This window comes from Neisseriaceae bacterium CLB008 (assembly GCA_041228285.1).
In the GTDB taxonomy this organism is placed as follows: domain Bacteria; phylum Pseudomonadota; class Gammaproteobacteria; order Burkholderiales; family Neisseriaceae; genus JAGNPU01.
Map to the genome: position 1 here is coordinate 409882 of CP166133.1, position 25966 is coordinate 435847.

The window sequence follows — 25966 nt, forward strand, 5'->3', positions numbered from 1 at the left end:
CAGAACCCTGCCTTTAAGGTTGTGATGATGAGTCTTGGCAACGGTGGGTGTAGTCGGTGAGGGATTCCATGTGGCGCAAAAAGCGCGACAGCTCCAATAAAGCCCCTTCATAAACATCTCGTTTAAAGTCGATGACTTCTTCTATCGGTGCCCAATAGTCATGCCAGCGCCAGGCATCGAATTCCGGATGCGTGCTGGCGCGTAGCGAGACGTCCGATTCCTTACCGACCAGGCGCAGCAGATACCAAATTTGTTTTTGGCCTTTATAAGAGCCGCGCCATTCGCGGCGAACCCAATGTCTGGGCACGTCGTAGCGCAGCCAGTCGCGGGTACGGCCGAGGATCTTAACGTGTTGCGGCAATAAGCCGACTTCTTCGAGCAGTTCTCGGTACATGGCTGATTCAGGGCTTTCGCCAGGCTTGATGCCGCCTTGTGGAAACTGCCATGAGTGCTCGCGGATGCGTTTGCCCCAAAAAACTTCATTGCGTTGGTTGGTTAAAATAATGCCAACGTTGGGGCGATAGCCGTCTCTATCTAACATAATTTAATCGCCCAAAAATAAGGTTAATTTTCCCATAAAATAGGCATTTGCGCCACAGTTGACGACCAGCTCGTCCGCGCTAGATCAGGCTTGCATATGGCATGCTACTTTAATCTTGCCGATAATGGCTTGTCAATCGAGGAAAATCCACGTCTAATGGGCACCATCAAAAATGGGCCATAAGGCTATTTTTAACATAAGTTGATGAGTAATCGCGGAAATTAGGGTGGCAAACATGAAATATGCACGATTATTGGCCCTGCTCGCCACAATGAGCCTGGCCGCCTGCGGGCAAGAGGGAAAAGACACGGCGACGCCAAAAGCGCCAGCCCAGGTTTTAAACATTTATAACTGGTCAGACTACATCGACCCGGATACGGTGGCGGATTTTGCCCGAGCGCAGCAGATTAAGGTGCGTTACGACGTTTACGACAGCAACGAAATACTGGAAGCTAAAGTGTTGACCGGTCAGTCAGGCTACGACTTAGTCGGCCCTTCGGATAATTTTGTGCCCCGCCAAATTAAGGCCGGTGCCTACCAGAAGCTGAATAAGGCCTGGTTGCCGAACTATGATTTAATCAACCCCATGCTGTTGGACAAGCTCACCGCTGTGGACCCGGGCAATGAATACGTGGTGCCCAATTATTGGGGCATCAACACCTTGGCGATCAACGTTGATAAGGTGAAGGCTGCCTTGGGCGGCCCGCTGCCCGAGAATCCTTGGGACTTGGTGTTTGCGTCTGAATACACCGAGCGGCTACAGCGCTGCGGCATCAGCTATTTGGATTCGCCTTCAGAGATGTTTCCTTTGGTACTGAACTACATCGGTGCCGATCCAAACAGTCGTGAAGTAGCCGACTATGATCGGGCGGCAGAGGCCATGATGGCGGTACGCAAACACGTGAAACGCTTTGTGTCTGGCGGCTACATCGATGACATGGCCAGTGGCAACGTGTGTGTGGCGATTGGCTTTGGTGGCGATTTAAACATTGCCAAACGGCGCGCCATTGACGCGGGTAACGGCGTGGACATTGAGGTGTTGGTGCCTAAAACCGGTTTCGGAGTATGGATTGACACGTTTGCGATTCCGCGCGACGCCAAAAATGTGGCTCAAGCCCATGCCTTCATCAACGCCATGCTGGACCCTAAGGTGGCGGCGAAAAACGCCGACTTTGTGACTTATGCACCGTCTAGCTTACCGGCTCGGGCTTTAATGCAGCCAGAATACGCCCAAGACGACTCGATTTTCCCCAGCGACCAAGCCTTGGCTAAGGGTTTTGTGATCTTGCCGATGGCGCCAGAAACGGCGAAGCATTCCGTGCGCCTATGGCAACGGGTGAAGAGTGGTAAGTAGCTGTTAGGGCAGTGGGATTTTGACGTAAAGGCAGCTTAACTGTTGCCTTTACGTTGAGCATCCTGCATGCTAGCGTAAAAATAGGGCATAAAGTTTGAATAATACTTGTCACAAACGTGAAATAAACGTTTAATGACGCCCATGGCTGTTGACAGCCTCGGTTTGCTTTTTGTATCTGTGTATCTTGTTTGAAGAAATCCTCAAGGAGGAATAATGAAAAAGAAAGTTCTATTTGCGGTTGTGACATCGTTATTCTTGGCTGCCTGTGGTGGTGGTGATAAAGATCAAGCTGCTGCGCCAGCCCCGTCTCCTGAGCCAATCGACCAGGCCGCTGGCCCAAGTAAAGTGTTGAATATTTACAACTGGTCTGATTACGTTGACCCTCAAACCGTCACCGATTTTGAGCGCGCTCATAAAGTGAAAATTCGCTATGACTACTATGACAGCAATGAAACCTTAGAAGGTAAAGTGTTGACCGGTAAGTCTGGCTATGATTTGGTGGGTCCATCGAATGGTTTTGTGGGTCGTCAAATCCAAGCAGGTGCCTACCAAAAAATCGACAAGAGCAAGATTCCTAACTATGAGTTGATCAGTCCTGCGCTGTTGGAAAAAATGGCCATGACCGACCCTGGTAATGAATACGTAGTGCCGTTCTTCTGGGGCATCAACACCTTGGCGATCAACGTCGACAAAGTGAAAGAAGCTTTGGGTACGGATAAATTGCCGGACAATGAATGGGACTTGGTGTTTAATCCTGAGTATGCGCAAAAGCTGAAAAGCTGCGGTATCAGCCTATTAGACAGCCCGTTCGAAATGTACCCAGTGGCGATGAACTACGTGGGCGTGGACCCACAAAGCAGTGAGAAAGAAGACCTTGATCAGGCCACTGAGATGTTGCGTAAAGTGCGTCCCTTCATCAAGCGCTTTAGCTCGTCAGGCTACATCGACGACATGGCCCGTGGCGACCTATGCGTGGCGGTGGGCTACGGTGGTGATTTGAACATTGCCAAGCGTCGTGCCGAAGAAACCAATAATGGCGTGAAGCTATCGGTATTGGTGCCAAAAACCGGCTTTGGCGTGTGGATTGATTCGTTTGCCATTCCGGTGGACGCGCAAAATCTAGACAATGCCTATGCCTACATCAACAATGCCTTAGAGCCTAAGGTTGCGGCGAAAAACGGTGATTTTGTGACCTATGCTCCTTCTAGTACGCCTGCTAAGGCGCTGATGGACAAACAGTTCTCACAAGATCGTTCGATTTTCCCAAGCGATGACGACATGAAAAATGGCTTTGTGATGTTGCCTAAAGAGCCCAAAATGGTTCGCTACAGCGTGAAGCAGTGGCAAGGCTTGAAATCAGGCCAGAAGTAAGCATGCACATGCTGCTTTAATCAAAAACCCCGCCTTGGCGGGGTTTTTTTTATCATGAACGCTCGACGTCGGCTTGGCTTGCGTTCATGATAGGGCAAAGCGGTTAAACCGATGGCCCTAAAAGATAAGGATGAGGTTATGAACGACAGCACCCAACGTTTTGGCAGTAGAGTCACCGACTACATTAAATATCGGCCCAGCTACCCCCATGCTTTAATGGCGTATTTGGCCGAAGAGGTGGGCGTGGACGCCACCGCCGTGGTGGCCGATATTGGGTCCGGTACGGGTATTTTTACGGGCCTGTTGCTGGATCAGGTGGCGCAGGTGTATGCCGTAGAGCCCAATGAAGGCATGCGTCAAGCGGCCGAAACGCTGTTAGCCGCGGCGCCTAATTGGCTGTCGGTGCAAGGGCGTGCGGAAGCCACGGGTTTGCCGCCGGCTTCGGTGGATGTGGTGACCATGGCTCAGGCTTATCACTGGGTGGATCGCGACTTAGCCATTCCTGAGTTTCAACGTATTTTGAAGCCAGGCGGTAAAGTGGTGCTGGTGTGGAATAATCGGCTTATGGACACGCCGTTTTTACGCACCTACGAGGCGCTGCTGCAAACCTATGGCACCGACTATACCGAAATCAACCATCAGCATTTGCGTCAAGCCGACATCCAAGCCTGCTTCGATGGGCCGTTCACTAAGCGGGTGTTTACCAATCAGCAGCTGTTTGACTATGCAGGCTTAAAAGGGCGGGCGCTGTCTAGCTCCTATGTGCCTGCGGCCGATACGGCGGCATTCTCCGAATTTGAGCAAGCCCTATACGAGTCGTTCTGTACCCATCAACGAGGTGGGAAAGTGGCGTTTAATTATGATGCTGAAGTGTATTGGGGTGAGGTCAAAAAATCTTGATAAGGCGTTTTGACGGCCTTAAGGGCTTGTTGTGACGTCTGTTTTTACCCACACTTTGATGACAGGGGCTGCGTTTTCTTACTAAATTATATTGATGGCAATTTAAAGCATGCTAGAGTGAAGTGGTTGTTGAATCGAAACGTTGTAGCGCTGGTGAATCATATAAACGGTCTGCCCTTTGTCGGCATGAACCCATCCGTGTGTGAGAAACAATCGAGGAGAAACAAGCATGACGCATAAATCCATCATGATGACGGCAATACTGTCGCTTTTTTTGGCCGCCTGTGGCGGTGAATCCCAGCCGGCGGCGCCGGCGCCTAGCACCGACGGCACCGATCCGCCTGCCACCACCGCTGATGGTGGTTTCCTGAATATTTACAACTGGTCTGACTATGTCGATCCACAAACCGTGGCCGACTTTGGGAAGGCCCATAACCTCACCATTCGCTACGACTATTACGACAGCAACGAGGCCTTAGAAGGCAAGGTGTTGACCGGTAAGTCTGGCTACGACATTGTGGCTCCGACCATTGGCTTTGTGGGCCGCCAAATTCAGGCCGGTGCCTACCAAAAGCTGGATAAAAGCAAAATTCCCAATTACAGCCTGATCAGCCCCGTACTGCTGGAGAAAATGGCTGTGGCCGACCCGGGTAATCAGTACGCCGTGCCCTTTTTCTGGGGCATGAACACGATTGGCATCAACGTAGATAAAGTGAAGGCCGCCTTAGGCGACATGCCCATGCCCGAGAATGAGTGGGATTTGGTGTTTAACCCCGACTATGCGAAAAAGTTGCAAAGCTGCGGCATCAGCATCTTAGACAGCCAGTATGAAGTGCTACCGATTGCGCTGAATCATATGGGTAAAGACCCTCAGAGCAATAATAAAGACGACTTAATGGCCGCCGTCGACATGATGGGTAAGGTACGGCCTTACATTAAGCGCTTTAGCTCATCTGGCTACATCGACGACATGGCGCGCGGCGATTTATGCGTGACTTTAGGCTATGGCGGCGACATCCACATTGCCCAACGCCGCGCCGAAGAGGCTAAAAATGGCGTGAAGCTGAAGGTGTTTGCGCCTAAGGCTGGTGTGGGCCTGTGGGTGGATTCGTTCATGCTGCCGGTGGATGCGAAAAACCTCGACAATGCCTATGCCTACATCAACGATGCGCTTGATCCTAAAGTGGCGGCTAAAAATGGCGACTTTGTCAGCTATGCACCGTCTAGCGTACCGGCCAAGGATTTGATGAAGCCTGAGTTTGTCAATGAGCCGTCTATTTTCCCCACCGACGATGTCTTAAAAAACAGCTTTATGCTGCTGCAAAAAGACCCCGAAACGGTGAAATACAGCGTGCGCCTGTGGCAGCAGCTCAAATCCGGTAAATAAATTTAGCCACAAGGAAAGCCAGCGTTCGCTGGCTTTTTTTTCGGGTTAATCGGCTGTGGCCGTGAGGCACAGCGCTTCGATGATGTCGTGCATGGTTTTTTGGGTTTGGGTCATGATGCGCTTATTGGAGGTGGCCATGAATAGCTTGTTGACCAGCTGCGGCGACGCAATTGGGTAGGCGCTGAGCTTCTCTGGATTAGCCACCAAGGCCAGCGTTTGGCGCGACAAAATGGCGTAGCCCATGCCTTCGCACACCAGCTCTAAGATGGTGTTGACGCTGTTCATTTCCAAAATGGTGTTGGGCTTACAGCCGATTTTGGCCATTTCCACTTCGACCAGCATGCGATAGCTGTTGGGGTGGCTGGGTAAAATTAAAGGCAGGCTGGCGACGTCGCTGAGTTGAAAGTCGGTTTGGCCGCGTAGGGCCACATCGCCGCTGGGGGCAATGAGGCACAGATGATCTTTGGCTAAGAGGCTGATCTCAAGGTCGGGCGAAAACGCTGGATTGTGCAAAAGGCCCATGTCGAGGCGGCCAGTCAACAGGCCTTCTTCGATGACAGAGGTTAAGCCTTCCATGATGATTAGGCTGGCGTGGGGCAGCTGCTGACGAAAAGCGCGGGTAAGCGGGACGGCTAAAAGCTTGGCCATGGTCGGCGGTAGGCCAATGGTGACGCGGCCTGATAGCTGGCCTTGGGTGACGGCCTCATGGGCGCGTTCAACTTGATGTAAGATGCCGCGACAGTGTTCTAACAGCACCTTGCCTGCATCGGTTAGGGTCACGCCGCGGCCGTTACGGATGAGTAGGTTTTGGTGTAGGTCGACTTCAAGGCGGCGAATTTGGCGGCTTAAAATCGGTTGGGCGATGTCTAAGAAGTGCGCGGCCTTGGTGAAGCTGCCCATTTCGGCGACGTGGGTGAAATACCGCAACTGCTTGAGGTCCATTGGGGGATCGTTCAGCATGGTCATTCTCCGTTTCTCTGTCTGAATCTGTTTTTGTAGTTATGCATTTTTGTACTATCTACTAGTCTTGTTTTTATATTTATAAGCATAGCGTAATTTCATAAGATGGTCATCAGCTCTGGGGGGAAGTGTGTCGGCTTCGACACAGCCCCATCCACTTATATTTGCTGAAGGTGATGCTGATGCCACAACAACTCACCGTGCCTTGCTGCCTCATGCGCGGCGGCACGTCTAAAGGGCCATTTTTTAATCTGGCCGATCTGCCGCCTGCTGGCCCTGCTCGTGACCAACTGCTGTTGGCGATAATGGGCTCGCCTGATCGTCGCCAAATTGATGGGCTAGGCGGTGGGCATGCCCTCACCAGCAAGGTGGGCATGGTGTCGCTTGGGGATTTAGCCCAAACCGGTGCCGACCTACATTTTCTCTTTGCCCAATTACAGCCCGAATCCGACCGTGTCGACACCACGCCTAACTGCGGCAATATGCTGGCGGCCGTGGTGCCGTTTGCCCTAGAGAGCGGCTTGATTCAGGCTCGGGGTGAGCACACCACGGTGCGGGTATTGACCGAAAACACCGGCATGCTCAGCGACATCACCGTACACACGCCTAATGGCGTCATCAATTATGAGGGTGAGGCGCGTATTGACGGCGTGCCTGGCGTGAGTGCGCCGATTCACATCCGCTTTTTGGATACGGCTGGATCGGTGTGCGGCAGCCTTTTGCCCACAGGCCAAGCGCTGAACGTATTTGACGTGCCGAACCTTGGGCGTATTGAGGCGACCTGCATCGATAACGGCATGCCGATGGTGTTGGTGCGCGCAACAGACTTTGGCTGTAACGGCCAAGAGGGCGTGGCTGAGTTGAACGCCGATAAAGTCTTGAAAGAACGGCTGGAGGCGCTACGCCTGATGGCAGCCCAACAGATGGGCTTAGGCGATGTGGGCGCTAAAAATTATCCCAAGATGTGCCTGTTGTCGCCGCCACAGCAGAGCGGGGCAATCAACACCCGCTGCTTTATTCCTCACGTTTGCCACGAAGCCATCGGCGTGCTGGCGGCGGTGACGGTAGCTACGGCCTGCGTGTTACCTGAGTCGATTGCCTACGGCCTCAGCCAAGGCGGTGTTGCTAAGACGCTGTCCCCCCTATTGTCGATTGAACACCCCAGCGGCGAATTCAGCGTGGCGTTGAGCTTGGCCGAGGATGGCAACGGCCAGACAACGGTGGTGGGTGCAGCCTTGCTGCGTACCGCCAGATTAATCATGAAGGGCGAAGTCAGCGTTTTGGCCAGTAGCCAGACCTAGACGCGCATTCGTTTGATCAAGGAGAAAAAATGAGTTTAATTATTGATTGCCACGGGCATTACACCACGGCGCCTGAGGCGTTGGCGCGCTGGCGTGAGCAGCAGATTGCCGGCATCACGCAGCCTAGCCTCAAGCCTAGAGCATCAGACTTAGTCATCAGCGACGATGACATTCGCGAAAGCATCGAAACCAATCAGCTGCGTCTGATGAACGAACGTGGCTCAGACCTGACGATTTTTTCGCCGCGTGCCAGTTTTATGGCCCACCACATTGGCGACTTTGAGGTGTCGGCAACGTGGGCGGCGCTGTGTAATGAGTTGTGTTACCGCGTGGCGCAGCTGTTTCCCGATCGCTTTATGCCGGCGGCCATGCTGCCGCAGTCGCCAGGCGTGCCGATTGAAAGCTGTTTGCCCGAGTTAGAAAAATGCGTGCATGAATACGGTAACGTGGCCTTGAACTTAAACCCTGATCCTTCTGGCGGTCATTGGACGTCGCCGCCCTTAACCGATCATTACTGGTATCCGCTGTATGAAAAAATGGTTGAGTATGACCTGCCAGCCATGATTCACGTGAGCACCAGCTGCAACGACTGTTTTCACACCACGGGCGCGCATTATTTAAACGCCGGCACCACGGCCTTTATGCAGTGCCTCAGCGGTGATTTGTTCAAAGACTTTCCCACCTTAAAGTTTTTAATCCCCCACGGTGGCGGTGCCGTGCCCTACCACTGGGGCCGCTTTCGAGGTCTGGCGCAGGTATTGAAAAAACCCGAGCTAGAGAGCCACTTATTAAACAATATTTTCTTTGATACCTGCGTGTATCACCAAGACGGGATTGATTTATTGACCAAGGTGATCCCCGTCGACAATATTTTATTTGCGTCCGAAATGATTGGTGCGGTGCGCGGCATCGACCCGCGTAGCGGCTATTATTTTGACGACACCAAGCGTTATATCGAAGCGGCTGACTTAAGCGCCGCTGCGCGCCATCAAGTTTATGAAGCCAATACCCGCCGCGTGTTTACGCGCGTCGATGCACAGCTCAAAGCGAAAGGATGCTAAATGTCTCGTTCACTCTTAAATCAGCTGGGGGTGGTCAAGCAACACATTGACCGCGCCGACCCTCAGGCGGTGGCGATTTTGGCCCAGTTTGGCAGCGCCACGATTCACGAAGCGATGGGCCGAGTCGGCTTAATGAAGCCTTATTTGCGGCCGATTTATCCACAGGCAAGGCTGTGCGGTACGGCGGTGACGGTGCTGCTACAGCCGGGCGATAACTGGATGATGCACGTGGCGGCGGAGCAGATTCGTCCTGGCGACGTTGTCGTGGCAGCCTGCACCACGGACAACGAAGACGGCTTTTTTGGCGACCTCTTGGCAACCTCGTTTCGCGCCCAGGGAGCCGTGGGGTTGGTCATCGATGGCGGCGTGCGCGACGTGGTCGACCTCACCGAAATGGGCTTTCCGGTGTTTAGCCGTGCCATTCACGCTAAGGGCACGATTAAGGCCACTTTAGGTTCGGTGAATATTCCTGTGGTGTGCGCCGGCGCCTTGGTTGAGCCGGGCGACGTCATCATTGCCGATGCCGACGGCGTGGTGGTGGTGCCAGCGGCTAAGGCCATGCAGATCGCCGCAGCGGCGCAAAAGCGCGAGGCCAATGAGGCGGATAAGCGGGCGCTGTTTGCCAGTGGCACCTTGGGGCTAGATTACTACCAGATGCGTGAATCATTGGCCCAAGCGGGCCTTACCTATATTGACTAAAAAGGAAGCTGATTGATGGCAATAACCGAGATCACCCCAGGCTGGCTGCCTTTTTACCCTAACCCGAGCCGACCTCAGTTTCAACTGCCAGACGGCGCCGTTGACGCCCATTGCCATGTGTTTGGGCCGGCGGCTGAGTTTCCCTATGCGCCAGAGCGTAAATACACGCCTTGTGATGCGTCTAAAGCCCAGCTGTTTGCGCTACGTGATCGGCTCGGCTTTAGCCGCAACGTCATTGTTCAGGCGACGTGCCACGGCGCCGACAACAGCGCTTTGGTGGATGCGTTAATGGCTGCCGATGGCCTTGCTCGCGGTGTGGCCACGGTGAAGCCAAACATCAGCGACGCGGAACTAGAGGCGCTGCACGCGGCCGGCGTGCGCGGCGTGCGGTTTAATTTTGTGAAGCGCCTAGTCGACTTTACCCCTAAGGCTGAGCTATTAGCGATAGCTGAACGCATTGCGCCCTTGGGCTGGCACATTGTGGTGTATTTTGAAGCGGTGGATTTGCCTGAACTGTGGGATTTTTTCACTGCCTTGCCTACCGTGGTGGTGGTCGATCATATGGGGCGCCCCGACGTGAGCTTGCCGTTAGACGGGCCTGAGTTTGCTTTGTTTGTGCGCCTGATACAGGAACACCCCAATATATGGAGTAAAGTATCTTGTCCAGAGCGCTTAAGCATGAGTGGGCCTAAGGCTTTGAATGGCGAGCAATATGCCTATGCCGACGTGGTGCCGTTTGCCCGCCATGTGGTGGCCACTTTTTCGGATCGGGTGTTGTTTGGCACCGACTGGCCGCACCCGAATTTAAAAGACCATATGCCCGATGATGGCCTATTGGTGGATTACATTCCGCAAATAGCCCCCACCGAGGCGTTACAACAACAATTATTGGTGACCAATCCGCTACGCCTCTACTGGCCAGAGCTCGGTTGAGTGACCATACAAAGGAGAATGCTGTGTCTGATGATCAAGCCTATAAAAACATCCCCGGCACCACGATTTTTGATGCCGAACAGTCCCGTAAGGGGTTTCATCTGAATCAGTTTTGCATGTCGCTGATGACGCCGGAAAACCGCGCCCGCTTTAAGGCAGATGAGCGCGCCTACTTAAACGAATGGCCGATGACGCAGGCGCAAAAAGACGCAGTGATGGCGCGTGATTTAAACCAATGCTTAGCCCTTGGCGGCAATATTTACTTTTTGGCCAAAATCGGCGCCACCGATGGCCTGTCTTTTCAGCAAATGGCGGGCAGCATGACCGGCATGACGGAAGAAGCCTACCGCGACATGATGATTGCGGGCGGGCGTAAGCCAGAACCTAAGCCCACGGCAGGAGGAGAATCGTAATGGCCAAAATCACCGCCAGCGTCTACACGTCGCACATTCCCGCCATCGGCGCCGCCTTAGACTTAGGCAAAAGTCATGAGCCGTATTGGCAAAAAGTGTTTCAAGGCTATGAGGCCTCTCGTGCGTGGCAAAAAGCCAACCGGCCCGACGTGGTGTTCCTAGTGTACAACGACCATGCCAATGCCTTTAGCCTCAATTTAATCCCAACCTTTGCCCTCGGCACGGCCGAGCGTTTTGCCATCGCGGACGAGGGCTGGGGGCCGAGGCCTGTGCCTGAGGTGGTGGGCCATCCAGAATTGGCGGCCCATATTGCCCAGTCTTTGATTCGCGAAGATTTTGACTTAACCATTGCCAACGAACTGCCGGTAGACCACGGCTTGACCGTGCCGATGTCGCTGATGTTTGGTCAAGTAGCAAAATGGCCTTGCGCCGTCATTCCACTACACGTCAATGTCGTGCAATATCCCGTGCCCTCTGGCGCACGCTGCTTTGCCCTCGGCCAGGCCATCCGCCGCGCCGTCGCAAGCTATGGTGAAGATTTAAACGTCCATATTTGGGGCACCGGGGGCATGAGCCACCAGCTGCAAGGCCCGCGCGCCGGCCTCATCAATGAGTCATGGGATACGGCCTTTTTGGATCAATTAGTGGCCGACCCAGAGGGCCTTTCTAAAAAACCACATCTAGACTATGTGCAAGAAGCTGGCTCTGAAGGCATTGAGCTGGTGATGTGGCTGATTGCGCGAGGGGCGATGAATTTAGATGCCACGCCTAAGGTCGTGCACCGCTTTTATCACGTCCCGGCGTCTAATACTGCTGTGGGCCATTTGATTTTAGAAGATCAATCACCTCAACTTAAAGGGAATCACGCATGAAAACCATCAACGTTGCCCTAGTGGGTACGGGGGCCTTTGGGATCAAACACCTAGAGGCGATTCAAAACATCGAACACGTGGCTGTGGTGTCCATTGTTAGCAAGGATCAAGCATCGGCCCAAAAAGTGGCCGCAGCCTATGGTGTGGCTCACCATACCGATGATTTAGCCGAAACCTTGGCCATGCCTGAAGTAGATGCGGTGATTTTGTGTACGCCGACGCAGATGCATGCGGCCCAAACCTTGCAGTGCTTGCGCGCGGGCAAACACGTCGAAGTTGAAATTCCGCTGGCCGACAGCTGGGCCGACGCCGATGAGGTGTGGCAGCTGACGCAGGCACAGCCGCAGCTGGTGGCGATGGTGGGACACACGCGCCGTTTTAACCCCTCGCATCAGTGGCTACACCATAAAATTCAAAAAAAGGCGTTAAGCCTGCAGCAGATGGACGTTCAAACCTATTTCTTTCGGCGTCAAAACATCAATGCTTTAGGTGAGCCACGTTCTTGGACCGATCATCTACTGTGGCACCACGCCGCGCATACAGTGGATTTGTTCCAATATCAAACCGGTGAGCCAGTGGTTCAGGCCCACGCCATTCAAGGGCCGATTCATCCAGAACTGGGCATTGCCATGGATATGTCCATCCAGCTAAAAGCCCGCAATGGCGCCATTTGTACCCTGTCGCTGTCGTTTAATAACGATGGCCCTTTGGGTACGTTTTTCCGCTATATTTGTGATCACGGTACTTATGTGGCACGCTATGATGATTTGGTGGATGGCCATGAGCAGGCCATTGACGTCAGCCAAGTTGACGTGTCGATGAACGGCATTGAATTACAGGACCGTGAATTTTTTAACGCCATTCGTGAGGGCCGATCGCCTAATGCCAGCGTTGCCAGCGTGATTCAGTGTTATCGCGTTTTGGCCGATCTGGCGCGGCAGCTTGACGCCTGAAGGGCATAAAGGTATCTGGCCACCGTTTTGGGGCCGCCTTAGGGTGGACAGGTGGGCACAGAGGGACAGGAATCTTTTTAAGGAGTGTGGACATGAATCCAACAGCATATCAGCAGTTTGATCTTCAACCGATTGGCCGTCAATGGCGCTCAGGCTCATCCAATGCGGTATTGACCAACCTTAACCCCTATACTCAAGCGCCTTTGTTGACGCTGGCTATGGCGAATCAGGCCGACGTCGATGAAGCTTACCAAACTGCTGCCGAAGAACAACGGGCGTGGGGTGAGACTTTGCCTCAAGCGCGCGCTCAGGTCTTGTATCAGGTGGCCAGCATTATTGAGGCGCGTTTTGAAGAATTGGCCGACTGGCTGTGCCAAGAGTCGGGCAGTACCTATTTAAAGGCCAGCATTGAATTAGACAGCGCCAAGAATATTGTGCTGGCGTCGGCCGCAATGGCCACTCAGGCGCATGGATTGATCTTGCCTTCGGCCATTGCGAATCAAGAGAGCCATGCCTATCGTTTGCCCTTAGGCGTGATCGGGGTGATCAGTCCGTGGAATTTCCCATTTCATCTGAGCATGCGTTCGGTGGCACCGGCCTTGGCCTTAGGCAATGCGGTGGTGATTAAGCCGGCCAGCGACACGCCTGTGACCGGCGGGCTGCTCTTAGCCAAAATTTTTGAGCAAGCAAGCTTGCCCGCGGGAGTTTTGAGCGTGGTGGTGGGCTCAGGGCGAGACATCGGGGACTATTTTGTCACCCACCCAGTACCGTCTTTGATTTCGTTTACCGGCTCTAGCCAAGTGGGCCATCGGGTGGGCCAGATGGCGATGTCGCCGCCGCTGAAGCGCGTGGCGCTGGAGTTAGGCGGCAATGCGCCGCTGGTGGTGTTGGACGATGCCGATGTGGAAGAGGCGGCTCATGCCGCCGTGGTGGGGCGGTTCTTGCATCAGGGGCAGATCTGTATGAGCACCAATCGGGTCATCGTGGCCGAGGCGATTCACGATGCGTTTGTGGCCGCCGTGTTGCGACGGGTTAAGGCCTTGCCAGTGGGGGACCCTGCCGACCGAGACACCATTGTTGGCCCCTTGATTAATCCGCAGCAGGTTCAGAGCGTGCAAGCCAAGATTGAACAGGCCAAGCGCGATGGCGCTCAGCTGGTTTTTGGCGGCGAGATTGTTGGCCAAATAGTGCCGCCGCACGTGTTTATTGACGTTCAACCAGACTGGGCGATCGCCGCCGAAGAAACCTTTGGGCCGGTGCTGCCCATTTTGAAAGCGCGCGACGACGCCCATGCTTTGGCCTTAGCCAATGCCACCGAGTATGGCTTGTCCAGCGCCGTGTTTACTCAAGATCAGGCGCGCGGTCTGCGTTTTGCTCGCGGCATTCGGGCGGGCATGACCCACATCAACGACATCAGTGTAGACGACCAACCCAATGCGCCTTTTGGCGGCGAGAAGAATTCTGGCTTAGGCCGCTTTAACGGCGAATGGGTGCTGGCTGAATTCACGCGGCTACAGTGGGTGACGATTCAAAACCAGCCTCGACCTTATCCTTTTTAAAGCGTTAAACGCTGGATGTACGACTAAGCCCACCGCTGCGTGGGCTTTTTGACGGCCTTACTTATCGCCGCTCTGATGTGGGCGTACAATAGGCGCCAGCTTGACGCTGGCGCAGCAAGGTCATCATCCGTATTTGTTATAGCTAATAGATAGATTTGCGTCTTTTAGATCTGCTTATTTGTTTGCATAATGAATTAGGAATAAAACAGGGCGGTTGCGCCCATACAATACAACAGCGTCTATAAAGGATTTAGAGGAGTGGTGAAATGAGCGAACCCCAGCAAGGTGCGGTAAACGTCCAGCACTTTATGAATGAGCATCGGTTTTCCCGATTTCAATGGCTGATTTTTGGCCTCTGTTTTTTGGTGACCTTATTTGATGGTTTTGACACCGCTGCCATTGGCTATGTAGCGCCCAGCCTAATCGGTGAGTGGGGCATAGAAAAGGCCGATTTAGCGCCGGTGCTGAGCGCTGCGCTTTTGGGCTTGGCGTTTGGGGCAGTGTCTTTTGGGCCAGTGGCGGATAAGGTGGGCCGTAAAAAAGTGCTGATTGTGTCGGTGCTGATTTTTGCCTTGGGCTCTTGGGCCTCTGCGGTGGCCTCATCGCTGACGCAGCTGGAGCTGTTTCGGTTTGTGACCGGCATCGGTCTGGGCGCGGCCATGCCTAATGCGGTGACCCTATTGAGTGAATACTGCCCGGAAAAGCGCCGTTTTTTCTTGGTCAATACCATGTTCTGTGGTTTTCCCGTTGGGGCGGCTTTAGGGGGCTTTTTGGCCGCCTGGATGATTCCAGCGTTTGGCTGGCGCAGCGTCTTATGGTTAGGAGCGATTGCGCCTGCGCTATTGGTGGTGGTGATGCTGTTGGTGTTGCCCGAGTCAGTGCGTTATCTGGTGGCCAAGGGTAAACCTCAGGCGCAGATTCAAAAAATATTAAGTAAAATCGACGCCAGCGCCCAAGCCATACCGGCCTTTTTCTTAACCGAAACCCAGCCTGAGCTGGCCGGTAATCAAAGCGGCATCCGCGTGGTGTTGTCGCGCCACTATTGGCTGGGTTCGGTGGCGCTGTGGGTGACTTATTTCATGGGCTTGGTGATCTTTTATGGGGTGATTAACTGGATGCCGTTGTTGTTTAAAGAGGCCAATATGCCGCCGGCGATGGGCTCGGTGGTGACGGGGCTGTTTGCCTTGGGCGGTTTGGGCGCCATCGCCAACGGTTGGCTGATGGACAAATACAATCCCAACCGTTTGATTACCTTGTTTTGGGTGTTGACGGCGCTCTTGGTGGCCCTCATTGGCGTGGTGGCGAGTATGGATATGACGCTATTGGTGGTGGTGATCGTGTTGGCCGGTATTGTGATGAATACGGCGCAGTCGTCTATGCCGTCTTTTGCCGCCAGCTTTTATCCCACGTCGGGACGAACGACAGGCGTGTCGTGGATGTTAGGTCTTGGGCGTTTCGGCGGCATCGCGGGGTCGTTCTTAGTGGCGCAGCTGATTGCGCGCAACCTTAACCTTACCCAGATCTTTTTGATTTTAGCCGTGCCTGCCCTAATTGCGGCCGGGGCACTGGTGATTAAAAGCGTTTTTTATCCTCAGGCGCCGTCGTCTCACTAAGCGTGTTAAAGGACATAAGACACCCAGGCCTTGGTCTGGGTGTTTGGCTTTCTGGCCTAGTCTTTATCCAATAAATGCTGTTCTGCCTTTTGTAATCTGGCCTTAAGCTGATTGCTGCGATGGCTAAAATTTTGTGTTTGGCGCAGATAAACGCCGCCTTGCTCTAGGTCTTGATCATCGGTGAAAGTAAACCAGCCCTTAGGGCTGATCCAGCCGGTGACGTCACCGCGCTTCACCAGTGCGCCGGCCTGGTCATAGGCGGGATTAGGGTCGAGTAGGTCGCGGCCAAAGGTATAGACTTCGGTTGGCTCTTGAGTGAGGCCTAAAATCGTGGGTAAGACATCGTAATGAGAGGCGTAGCGCGCGTCTTGGCCAGGCGTGATGCTGCCGTCGGGCGCATAGATGATGAGGGGAATATGAAACGCATTGTTCAAATCACCATCGCCAGTGGCAGACAGTACGTGGTCGGCGGTTAGAATGAAGACGGTGTTTTGATACCAGTCTTGGGTGGCCGCCCAGGTCATGAACTGGCGTAAAGACCAGTCAAAATAGCGCACCGTATTCAGAAAAGCTGCTTCGCTGCCGGGCTCATGTGTATAGGTATGGAATTCAGCACCGGGGTCGGGAAAGGGGTTGTGGGTAGAGCCCGTAAACAAGAAGGCAAAAAAGGGCGCGGGCTGCTGTGCCTGTTGCCGCTGTAGGTGCTGGGCGAGAAACATCAGCGTTTCGTAGTCCCAGCCCCAGCTGGAATGCTGTGGATAATCACGCAATAAAGGGTAGTCTTCGCGCCCGAAATAATCTTGAAAGCCGACGCTGTGGGCGATGCCGTCCATGTAAAACGAGCGGCGGTTAGAGGCTTGCAGCATGGTGGTGCGATAGCCGCGCCGATTCAATAAGGTGGCCACGCGCGGGATGTTGTGGCGCTCTAGGCCCCAGCCTAGGTAAGGCTGGCTTTCAAACAGGGGGACGGAGGTCAATAAAGACTGTACGCCTTCAATACTGCGTTGGCCTGATGAATAAAAGTGGGTCCAGCTGCGTGACTGGGGCAAGAGCTCATCCAAGAAAGGCGTGATGCCGCGCTGTTGGCCGCTGAGGCCGTCGACGTATTTAAAGCTTAGGCTTTCCACCGCAATCAAAATCACGTTTTTAGGTGGCGTGGCGGGGTTTTGAGGCGCGTGGCTTTGCCGGCCGCTTAAAGCTGGTGCCGTATTCAGCCAGGCGCTCAGCTCGGCTGGGCTAAAGTAATTCAGCTCATGCTTATTGTCGAGCTTGCCCTGTAGGCTTTGGCGAAGGGTGTGCAGCATATTGAAGGCGCCATTTAGGCCTAGCGCTGCTTGGCGCTCATCGCCATAGGTGAAGGCATCGACGGCTTTAATGGTTTTGCCCGTGAGCTGAAAGCCGCGAATGCCCAATAACATGAGGCTGAGGCACAGCAGCATAAAGGCGATGGCCACTAAACCTTGGCGCAGGGTGTGGATGGGCGTGGGCTTAAGCTTGGCCGCGGCACGAACGATGCAGCGCTGCCAGAGTAGGCCTAAGGCCACGGCGCCCACGGCTGCGATGGCGGTATAGGGCCAAAATGGGCCTAGAGCAAAATCGATTAGGCCGCTGGCGTCTTCGCTGAGCACCAAGACTTCGCGATCAATGTGGCGATACACTTCGCCAAAATAGGCCACGTCGGCCAGGGTTAAAGCCCAGAGGCCAAGCAGGCAACCAAACATCAACCACAGCAGAATGCGCCGTAGGCGTGGCGTTTGTAGCGGCGGCAGCGGCAGTAAAAAGACGATGAAGAGCGGGGTTAAAGCGCTGACGCTGATGGACACGTCAAACTTAAGCCCTATCCAAAACGCTTGGGCCAGCTGTAAGGGAGACAATACGGCAAAATAGTCATGATAAATGGCCCAATAGCTCAGGCGTAGGCCGCCAAACACGATGAGGGCAAAAAGGGTGACTTTGAGCGTCAATAATAAGGATCGAATCATGGCGACACGTGGGCATGTGCGTGTTGTTATGGAGCGCGCAACAGGCAGACCATCTTAAATGAGAGAGCCGATGATTATACGCTTAAGTTGCTGGTTTAAAAATGGGAAAATGGCATGCCTAAAGAGGACGCCAGTAGTCGATGCGATTCAGTGACGCGCATAAAAAAACCACGGCCGAGTGGCCGTGGTTGGAGCGGTAGGCTTAAACCAAAATAAACGGGTTGGCACCGCCGCGAGCGTATTCGGTTTCGTTCATCAATAGATCAAGGGCTAAAGAGGCTACGTCGTCGGCAATAGGGTCAACCAGTTGATCTTTACTCATGGAGAATACCTTACGGTAGCCATGGCAATCGTGGCAGCTTTCGGCCTGCACGCTTTTATAGGGTGCTGATTTTTGTTCGGCAATGCTGTGTAAGGCTACGTTTTTATTGCTGTCGCAATAGGTACAGCGGGCGCGAATCATATTCCACTGTGATTGGCATAAAGGGCAATGTACATAGCGTAAATTCACCAGCTTGCTGTCGATTTTAATCACGCTGGCTACGGCTTGGCTGCCGCAGCAAGGGCAGCTGTCTTTTTGTACTTTGCCTAAATAATCCAGCGCCTGCCACTCGGTTTTGGCCGAGTGAAGCGCCCACTGGGTCCAGATGACTTGCAAGGCGGCCAAGATGAAGAGTTTGCTGCCCTTATCAATACTGGCCTGCTCGTCGTCGCTGAGGGCGGCTGTGGCCCAGGCATTTAACGTGGCCTCATCTTGCTGCTGCAATGACTCAATGATGCTCTGAGTGGCGCTCGGTGCCGTGGCGGTGACGCTGTTTAAAATGTGTTGTAGTACCTCTAGCCAAGCGTGCGGCAGAGCCACTTGGTCTTTGTGGTAGGGCACGAGGCCGCTTAGGCTTGGTTGAGCCAGATCGGCGAGGGTGGCTAAGGCATCGTGTTGCGCTTGAGCGATGTGGCCCAGAAAGCTTAAAAAGTCGGCCAGCTCATGGCCTTGGGCCAGGCTGTTGAAGCGGGCAGCGCGCTTTTGGAACACGGCAGCGTCTGGCTTAAGGTAAAAGTCGGGCAGCATGGACGACGATGATTGGGCAATTTTTTCAGGCGTGCTGATGGGCGTGGTTTGGGCCATGGAAAATCCTTTATGGGCTAGGCTATAAAGCCTTGCGGATGCGTGTAAATATTCTGTTTATGAGGGCGGGCAAAGCCCACCAGCGTCATGCCAACCTGTTGTGCGAGGTCGACGGCAAAAGCGGTCGGTGCGGACACGGCCACCAGGCAACCGATGCCGATGGTGGCGGATTTTTGCACCATTTCGTAGCTGGCGCGGCTGGACACTAGGGCAAAGCCTTGCTGAACGTCTTGTTCGGTTTTACTGAGCCAGCCGACCAGTTTGTCCAGGGCGTTGTGGCGGCCCACGTCTTCAAACACTTTGAGAATGTCGCCGTCTAAGCTCACCCAAGCGGCGCCATGAATGGCGCCGGATAAGGCGCGTAAGGGCTGGGCCGTGGGAAAGGCAGTTAAGGCCTTGGGTAGCGCCGCCAGCGATAGCGCCGGCCCGCGCTGAATCGGCGCCAGCATGCGAGATACGGCCTGAAGGTTTTCAACCCCACACAGGCCGCAGCCGGTGCGGCCAGCCAAGGTGCGGCGGCGTTCTTTAAGGCCGACAAAACGCTCGGAGGCGATGTCTAGGCGCACTTCAATGCCGGCGCTGGTGTGGATGATGTCTATATCGTAGAGCTCAGACGCATGGTTTAAAATGCCTTCGCTGAGGCTAAAGCCAAGGGCAAAATGTTCTAAGTCACAGGGTGAGGCCAGCAGCACGGCATGGGAAATGCCGTTATAGGTTAAGGCCACTGGTACTTCTTCGATCAAGATGTCTTCGGCGGCCACCAGCGGCTGATCGGCCTCATGCTTGAGGAGGGTTCTGCTGGCGGTGGGCTGATATTCAGGCGTGATCTCAGTCATACGGGCTCTTTAAGGTCAGGATAAAAAAGGACAACAGCCAGTATCATCATACTGGCTGTTGTCGGACGTGGCTTACTTTTTCTTTTTCGGCGCGTGGTCGTGATGACCACTGTCCTTGCCGGTCACTTCACGATACCAGCGCGGATGGTGCTTCTTGGCCCAGTTCTCGGTCACGGTGCCTTCCACCATGGCGTTGATGGTGCCGCGAATCCAAATTGCTGCGTACACGTGCACAATGATGCTGGCAATCAGCGCCAAAGCGGCGGCCGCATGCAGCAATAGGGCGATGCGAATCAGTGGAATCGGGAAGTATTCAGCAAAATACGGACGCCAAGCCATGATACCGGTGAGGATGAGGGTCAGCATGCAGGCACACATCACCCAGAACATCATTTTTTGGCCGGCATTGTATTTGCCGGTGTCACCGACTTCTTCGCCTTTAAGAATTTTACCTACCGAAACCATCCACTTCACGTCTTCTTTATTCAAAAAGTTGTGGTGGTAGTAGCGGAAGAATTGGCGCACAAAGGCCACGAACATCAACACCCCAACAAACGGGTGAATGATGCGGGCCAGCTGTGGCGTGCCAAACACGTTCGACAGCCAGAAAAACGCTGGGTAGAAAAAGGCCAAACCAGAAATGGCAAGCAGCACAAAGCTGATGGCCACAATCCAGTGGTTAATCCGCTCGGCGGCGTTATACCGTTGAATTAAGGTTTTCTTCATTGTTTGGTCTCCTTATGGTCATCAGGTTTGATGATGTCGGGTTCTTCCTCATCGGCTTTATTCGGGCCTACGGTGATGTAGTGGAAGAAGCCAAACAGGCCGGCAGCGGCTACGCCTACGGTGGCCAATGGTTTGAGCAAGCCTTTCCATAGTTTGACGGTGGTGCTGATGGCAGGGTCTTTAGGTAAGCCGCTGTACAGTTCAGGCTTGTCGGCGTGATGCAAGACGTACATCACGTGGGTGCCGCCCACGCCTTGAGGGTCGTACAGACCAGCGTTGGCATAGCCACGGTTGTTTAAGTCTTCAATACGCTCTGCCGCTACGTGCTTCATGTCTTCTTTAGAGCCGAATTGAATGGCGCCGGTCGGACAGGTCTTCACGCAGGCTGGCTCTTGGCCAACGGCTACGCGGTCTGAACACAGGGTGCATTTGTAGGCGCGGTTGTCTTTTTTAGAGATGCGCGGCACGTTAAACGGACAGCCTGAAATACAGTAGCCGCAGCCAATACAGTTTTCTTCATGGAAGTCGACAATGCCGTTGGTGTACTGAATGATGGCGCCAGGAGACGGGCAAGCCTTCAAGCAGCCTGGCTCAGCACAGTGCATACAGCCATCTTTACGGATCAGCCATTCTAGCTTGCCGTTTTCTTCGGTTTCGCTAAAGCGCATCACCGTCCACGCGTCGGCGGTTAAGTCGATCGGGTTGTCGTAGACGCCGATGCATTCACCGACTTCGTCGCGAATGTCGTTCCATTCAGAACAGGCTACCTGACAGGCTTTACAGCCAATACAGGTGCTCACGTCGATGAGTTTGGCCACTTCGATGTGTTGGCGCGCTTGTGGTGGGGGCGTCATGTCTGCGGTCGCCGAGCGGCGCAGAATGTCCAGAGATTGTAATGCCATAATGAGCCTCCTTAAGCTTTCTCTAAGTTCACTAGGAACGTTTTGTACTCAGGAGTTTGCGTATTACAGTCTCCTACCGATGCGGTTAGATTATTGGCCAAATAGCCTTTCTTGGCTTCGCCTTCCCAACCCCAGTGCAATGGAATGCCGATTTGATGCACGGTTTGTTCGTGCACCTTCAGCGCCATGATGCGCTTGGTGACCACGGCCTTGGCTTTAATGAAGCCACGGTTAGAGCTGACTTTGACCCAATCGCCGGCTTTGATGCCTTTTTCTTTGGCCAAGGCTTCACCAATCTCGACAAACTGCTCCGGCTGGGCAATCGCCAACAGCTTCACGGTTTTGGTCCAGAACTGGAAGTGCTCGGTTAGGCGATACGTCGTCCCCACGTAAGGGAAGTTTTCGTGGGTGCCTAAGTTGGCGCGGTCGTCTTTAAACATCCGCACCGCAGGGCTGTTAAACACTTTCGGGTGCATTGGGTTCATGCCGATCGGGCTTTCCATAGGCTCGTAGTGAACCGGGAAGGGGCCATCGACCAATTTACGGGTAGAGAACAAACGGCCCACGCCTTCTTCGTTCATGATGAAGGGATTCATGCCGCTGCCCGGTGCTTCGGTGTTTTTAAAGTCGGCCACGTCGGCGCCGCCCCAATGATCGCCCATCCATTTGATGACTTCGCGATTAGGGTCCCAAGGTTTGCCCTGTGGATCACAAGAGGCGCGGTTGTACAGAATGCGGCGGTTGGCCGGCCAAGCGAAAGACCAGCCAGGGGTGTTGCCTAAGCCTGTGTCGGTGTTGTCGCGGCGCGCCATGAGGTTGCCTTCTTCTGTCCATTGGCCTGAGTACACCCAGCAGGCGCACGAGGTTGAGCCATCATCTTGCAGCTGGTGGAAGCCCGCAACCTGTTGGCCTTTTTTCACGATGATGTTGCCGTTGGCGTCTTTAACGTCGGCCAAAGCTTTACCATTAGACTGCATGGCCAACTCTTCTGGCGTTGGGTCGAATGGGTCGTGGAAGGTCCAATCCACGTTTAGAATAGGCTCTGGCGTGGCGCCACCTTCTTGGCGATACATGTCGCGCAAGGTCAGGAATAAATGGCCTAAAATGGCGGTGTCTGGGCGGGCTTCACCAGGCGCATCAGCGCCTTTCCAGTGCCACTGTAGCCAGCGGCTAGAGTTGGCGATGGAGCCGTTTTCTTCGGCAAAGCAGCAAGAGGGCAGGCGGAAGACTTCGGTTTGGATGTCGGCCATCTCGCCAGGGGCGCTGCCGCCTTCGTTGTACCAGAATGAGCCTGTCTCGGTGTGTAGTGGGTCGATGATGACCATATACTTAAGCTTCGAGAAGGCTCGGCGCACTTTATTGGAGTCAGGGAATGACGCGCCGGCGTTAAAGCCTTGTACGATCAGGCCGTTCATCTGGCCTTTGTCCATCATTTCGGTCATCTGAATGATGTCGTACATTTTGTCCCACTTGGGCAGCCAATCAAAGCCCCAGTCGTTTTCTTTGGTGGCGTTTTCGCCCCAGAACCACTTCATCAAGCTCACCGCAAATTTAGGGGTGTTGCTCCAGTAGTTTAACTGGTTCGGACGCACGGCTTTAGGCGTGATGCCGTTGATGTATTCAGCCCAGTTGCGGTGCTTGAATTCATTGGGTAGGCCTAAGTAGCCAGGCAGCATGGTCGACAATAGGCCTAAGTCTGACAGACCTTGAATATTGGAGTGGCCGCGCAGCGCATTCACGCCGCCGCCAGACATGCCGATGTTGCCCAACAGCAATTGCACCATACACATGGTGCGGATGATTTGTGAGCCCGTGGTGTGCTGCGTCCAGCCCAATGCGTACAAAATGGTGCCGGCTTTGTTGGGCGCAGAGGTTTCGCCTAGGGCGGCACACACTTTTAAGAAGCCTTCAACCGGGCTACCGGTGATGCTGCTGACCAATTCTGGGGTATAGCGTGCGTAGTGCGCCTTCATCAGGTTCCACACGCAGCGTGGGTGTTGCAAGGTGTCGTCGGTTTTGGCGTTGCCTTGAGCGTCTAGCTCATAAAACCAGCTGTCTTGATCGTATTTGCTATTGGCTTCATCGTAGCCGCTAAATAAGCCGTCGTTGAATTCAAATTTTTCGTCAACAATTAAGGTGGCGTTGGTGTAGGCCTTAACGTATTCCCATTGGATTTTGTCATTGGCGATTAACCAGTTGATGACGCCGCCTAGGAAGGCAATATCTGAGCCTGAGCGAATCGGTACGTATTCGTCGGCCACGGCCGCGGTACGGTTAAAGCGAGGGTCTACTACGTAGAGCTTGGTGCCTTTTTGTTTTTTGGCTTCGATGGCCCATTTAAAGCCCACTGGGTGTGCTTCGGCCGCGTTGCCGCCCATCACCAAAATAAAGTCGGCGTTTTTGATGTCGACCCAGGTATTGGTCATGGCGCCGCGACCAAACGTAGAGGCCAAAGCGGCTACCGTTGGTCCGTGGCACACACGTGCCTGTGCGTCGGTGGCGACAATGCCAAGGGTACGCATGAATTTTTGGGTCAGAATACCGGTTTCATTTGAGCCCGCAGATGCGGTCAACATGCCCGTGGTCAACCAACGGTTGACGGTGGTGCCGTCGGCACCGGTGGGGATGAAGTTGGCGTCGCGGTCGGCCTTCATGTGCTTGGCGATGCGCAGATTGGCTTCTTCCCAAGAGATGCGTTTCCAATGGTCGCTGCCGGCTTCGCGTACTTCTGGGTATTTTTGGCGTGATTCACTGTGGATGAAGTCGATCAGGCTGGCGCCTTTAGGGCATAACGAGCCACGGCTAACCGGATGGTCAGGATCGCCTTCAATGTGGAAGATTTCGGCTTTGGCATTTTTTGCGCCATCGCCCATGCTGTACATCAGCACGCCGCAGCCTACGGAACAGTAGGTACAGTTATTACGGGTTTCGGTGGCGCGCAATAGTTTGTATTGACGCACTTCGGCCCATGCATTGGTTGGCATAAAGCCCATGACCGCCAAGCTTGAGGCACTCATGCCCGCTGCTGAGATCTTAAAAAACTGCCGCCTAGAGACTTTCATTAGCGCTCCTGAAAGCCATAGCCTCAAAACAATTAGGCACAACGGTGTGCCTAATTGTTTGTAGAAGTATGGTAGTGGTTATTATGTTTGTTATGGCTAAAGTCGGCTTAACTTTTAAGATAAGCGCTCAACATTTAGCCTGTTAATGACGCTATTTTGCCATAATCATTGCAGCAGGCCAAATTTTTTTACTTTCAGATGGCTGTTTTATCAGAAAAATTTAGTTAAATATGGTTAAATTTTGTTTGTTTCTGAAATGTAAGGAACTTATAAAACAAGCACATAAGCCGCCGAGGAATAAACCACAGTCATTAATTAAGCTAAATTTGATGGACATCATGTCGCAAAATGAAAAGATGAGGTCAGCCTTTAAAGGCGTCAAGTGGAAACTCTTGTGGCCACAAGGGCTGGCTAAACGCTTCGGTCAGGTAGTCGACCAAAGAGCGCACGCGGCTAGACACCAGCTTGCGTGAGGGGTAAACGGCGTAAATGCCTAGCTCCTTAAAGGTCAGCTGTGGCAAGACCTGAACCAAGCGACCCTCAGCGACATCCGCACCAATTAAAAAATCAGGCTGTAGCGTGATGCCGCCGCCCTGAAGGGCGAGCATGCGGCAGGTGTCGCCATTATTGGTGTGTAAAGCTGATTTAAGCGTGAACGAGGCTTTTTCGCCTGCCTCTTTATAGTACCAAGTTTCTTTATCCGACCAGTTGCTGTAGGAAAGGGTGCGGTGTTGGCTTAAGTCTTGAGGGGTTTGGGGCGTGCCGTGGGCGGCTAAATACTCGGGGGAGGCACACAGCAAGACCTGCGTGCTGGCCAGTTTGCGGGTGACTAAAGTGGAGTTGGGCAGTTCAGCAATGCGAATGGCCAAGTCAAAGCCTTCTTCGACTAGGTCGACGATGCGGTCGTTGAGGCTGATGTCTAAGGTGACTTTAGGATAGGCGTCAAGAAAGCCTTGCCATAGCGGCGCCAAATGTAATACCCCGAAGCTGACCGGTACGTTGACGTAAATCTTACCGCTGAAATTGGTTTGGCCATCGATCAGGGCGCTTTCTGCTTCTTCAATGGCGGCCAAGATGGTTTTGGCCTGTTCGTAAAATAGGCGGCCATCTTCGGTGGGCGACAGGCGGCGCGTGGTTCGATGCAGTAGCCGCAGGTTTAGCCGCAGCTCTAAGGCATTTAAGTGGCGCGAAATGGCCTGTTTGGATAGGTTGAGCTTGTCGGCCGCACCGACGAGGCTGCCGCTGTCCATGATGGCGACGAACACGCTCATCTCTAGGGTTTTATTGGCTTTGAGCATAGGATTGCTTTCTATTGTTCCATTTTTTGGAATAATTAAACCTATTTTGTCTGGTTTATCATCAAAACACAAGCCTATAAGATGGCGTTGTTATTTAATTGAAACAGAAATAAGGGG

General features: G+C 53.6%; 22 protein-coding genes. 13 read left to right on the top strand and 9 right to left on the bottom strand.

Features of this window, described 5'->3' with window-relative positions; genetic code table 11:
• Positions 1–13: 13 nt before the first annotated feature.
• Positions 14–541 carry an RNA pyrophosphohydrolase gene (locus tag AB8Q18_01865; protein XDZ51817.1) on the bottom strand — a complete coding sequence of 176 codons (528 nt, stop codon included), beginning with the start codon at positions 539–541 and terminating at the stop codon, positions 14–16.
• 235 nt (positions 542–776) lie between these two features.
• Between AB8Q18_01865 and AB8Q18_01870 the strand changes: the two genes are divergently transcribed.
• The 4 genes from AB8Q18_01870 (at position 777) to AB8Q18_01885 (ending at position 5553) form a co-directional block, all read left to right on the top strand.
• A complete protein-coding gene (locus AB8Q18_01870; protein ID XDZ51818.1) occupies positions 777–1895 on the top strand; it encodes a polyamine ABC transporter substrate-binding protein in 1119 nt (372 codons plus the stop codon).
• A 213-nt stretch (positions 1896–2108) separates the two neighbouring features.
• Positions 2109–3266 carry a polyamine ABC transporter substrate-binding protein gene (locus AB8Q18_01875; GenBank protein ID XDZ51819.1) on the top strand — a complete coding sequence of 386 codons (1158 nt, stop codon included), beginning with the start codon at positions 2109–2111 and terminating at the stop codon, positions 3264–3266.
• Positions 3267–3404: 138 nt separating this feature from the next.
• Positions 3405–4166, top strand: coding sequence for a class I SAM-dependent methyltransferase (locus tag AB8Q18_01880; GenBank protein ID XDZ51820.1), 762 nt, complete (start codon positions 3405–3407; stop codon positions 4164–4166).
• A gap of 229 nt (positions 4167–4395) precedes the next feature.
• Positions 4396–5553, top strand: coding sequence for a polyamine ABC transporter substrate-binding protein (locus tag AB8Q18_01885; protein ID XDZ51821.1), 1158 nt, complete (start codon positions 4396–4398; stop codon positions 5551–5553).
• Between the two features lie 45 nt (positions 5554–5598).
• Here the strand turns inward: AB8Q18_01885 and AB8Q18_01890 are convergent, their stop codons facing one another.
• Positions 5599–6513: a LysR family transcriptional regulator gene (locus AB8Q18_01890; GenBank protein XDZ51822.1), complete on the bottom strand. Its 915-nt coding sequence runs from the start codon at positions 6511–6513 to the stop codon at positions 5599–5601.
• Positions 6514–6695: 182 nt separating this feature from the next.
• On the opposite strand from AB8Q18_01890, the gene AB8Q18_01895 reads away from it, so the two are divergent.
• The 9 genes from AB8Q18_01895 (at position 6696) to AB8Q18_01935 (ending at position 15917) form a co-directional block, all read left to right on the top strand.
• Positions 6696–7814 carry a 4-oxalomesaconate tautomerase gene (locus AB8Q18_01895; GenBank protein XDZ51823.1) on the top strand — a complete coding sequence of 373 codons (1119 nt, stop codon included), beginning with the start codon at positions 6696–6698 and terminating at the stop codon, positions 7812–7814.
• Positions 7815–7843: 29 nt separating this feature from the next.
• Complete coding sequence (locus AB8Q18_01900; GenBank protein ID XDZ51824.1) at positions 7844–8875, top strand: amidohydrolase family protein; 1032 nt, start codon at positions 7844–7846, stop codon at positions 8873–8875.
• Positions 8876–9574 (top strand): 4-carboxy-4-hydroxy-2-oxoadipate aldolase/oxaloacetate decarboxylase, encoded by a 699-nt coding sequence (ligK, locus tag AB8Q18_01905; protein ID XDZ51825.1) that lies wholly within the window; start codon positions 8876–8878, stop codon positions 9572–9574.
• Between the two features lie 15 nt (positions 9575–9589).
• Complete coding sequence (locus AB8Q18_01910; protein ID XDZ51826.1) at positions 9590–10507, top strand: amidohydrolase family protein; 918 nt, start codon at positions 9590–9592, stop codon at positions 10505–10507.
• Positions 10508–10530: 23 nt separating this feature from the next.
• Positions 10531–10920 (top strand): protocatechuate 4,5-dioxygenase subunit alpha, encoded by a 390-nt coding sequence (gene ligA / locus AB8Q18_01915; protein XDZ51827.1) that lies wholly within the window; start codon positions 10531–10533, stop codon positions 10918–10920.
• Positions 10920–11792: a class III extradiol dioxygenase subunit beta gene (locus tag AB8Q18_01920; protein ID XDZ51828.1), complete on the top strand. Its 873-nt coding sequence runs from the start codon at positions 10920–10922 to the stop codon at positions 11790–11792. The genes ligA and AB8Q18_01920 overlap by 1 nt, the downstream gene beginning before the upstream one ends.
• Positions 11789–12745 (top strand): Gfo/Idh/MocA family oxidoreductase, encoded by a 957-nt coding sequence (locus AB8Q18_01925; protein ID XDZ51829.1) that lies wholly within the window; start codon positions 11789–11791, stop codon positions 12743–12745. Before AB8Q18_01920 ends, AB8Q18_01925 begins: the two co-directional genes overlap by 4 nt.
• Positions 12746–12837: 92 nt before the next feature.
• Complete coding sequence (locus AB8Q18_01930) at positions 12838–14304, top strand: aldehyde dehydrogenase family protein (protein ID XDZ51830.1); 1467 nt, start codon at positions 12838–12840, stop codon at positions 14302–14304.
• A 266-nt stretch (positions 14305–14570) separates the two neighbouring features.
• Complete coding sequence (locus AB8Q18_01935; GenBank protein XDZ51831.1) at positions 14571–15917, top strand: MFS transporter; 1347 nt, start codon at positions 14571–14573, stop codon at positions 15915–15917.
• A 56-nt stretch (positions 15918–15973) separates the two neighbouring features.
• On the opposite strand, the gene AB8Q18_01940 is transcribed toward AB8Q18_01935, so the two are convergent.
• From AB8Q18_01940 to AB8Q18_01970, 7 genes are all read right to left on the bottom strand, one after another.
• Positions 15974–17899, bottom strand: a complete 1926-nt coding sequence (locus AB8Q18_01940) for an LTA synthase family protein (protein ID XDZ51832.1) — start codon at positions 17897–17899, stop codon at positions 15974–15976.
• Between the two features lie 202 nt (positions 17900–18101).
• On the bottom strand, positions 18102–19025 hold the full coding sequence (gene fdhE / locus AB8Q18_01945) for a formate dehydrogenase accessory protein FdhE (GenBank protein ID XDZ51833.1): 924 nt from the start codon (positions 19023–19025) through the stop codon (positions 18102–18104).
• Between the two features lie 17 nt (positions 19026–19042).
• A complete protein-coding gene (gene fdhD, locus AB8Q18_01950) occupies positions 19043–19861 on the bottom strand; it encodes a formate dehydrogenase accessory sulfurtransferase FdhD (GenBank protein XDZ51834.1) in 819 nt (272 codons plus the stop codon).
• 72 nt (positions 19862–19933) lie between these two features.
• Positions 19934–20587: a formate dehydrogenase subunit gamma gene (locus tag AB8Q18_01955; GenBank protein XDZ51835.1), complete on the bottom strand. Its 654-nt coding sequence runs from the start codon at positions 20585–20587 to the stop codon at positions 19934–19936.
• Positions 20584–21489: a formate dehydrogenase subunit beta gene (fdxH, locus tag AB8Q18_01960; protein ID XDZ51836.1), complete on the bottom strand. Its 906-nt coding sequence runs from the start codon at positions 21487–21489 to the stop codon at positions 20584–20586. The genes AB8Q18_01955 and fdxH overlap by 4 nt, the downstream gene beginning before the upstream one ends.
• Before the next feature lie 11 nt (positions 21490–21500).
• Complete coding sequence (gene fdnG / locus AB8Q18_01965) at positions 21501–24551, bottom strand: formate dehydrogenase-N subunit alpha (protein XDZ51837.1); 3051 nt, start codon at positions 24549–24551, stop codon at positions 21501–21503.
• A gap of 362 nt (positions 24552–24913) precedes the next feature.
• A complete protein-coding gene (locus AB8Q18_01970) occupies positions 24914–25849 on the bottom strand; it encodes a LysR substrate-binding domain-containing protein (protein XDZ51838.1) in 936 nt (311 codons plus the stop codon).
• Positions 25850–25966 lie beyond the last annotated feature (117 nt).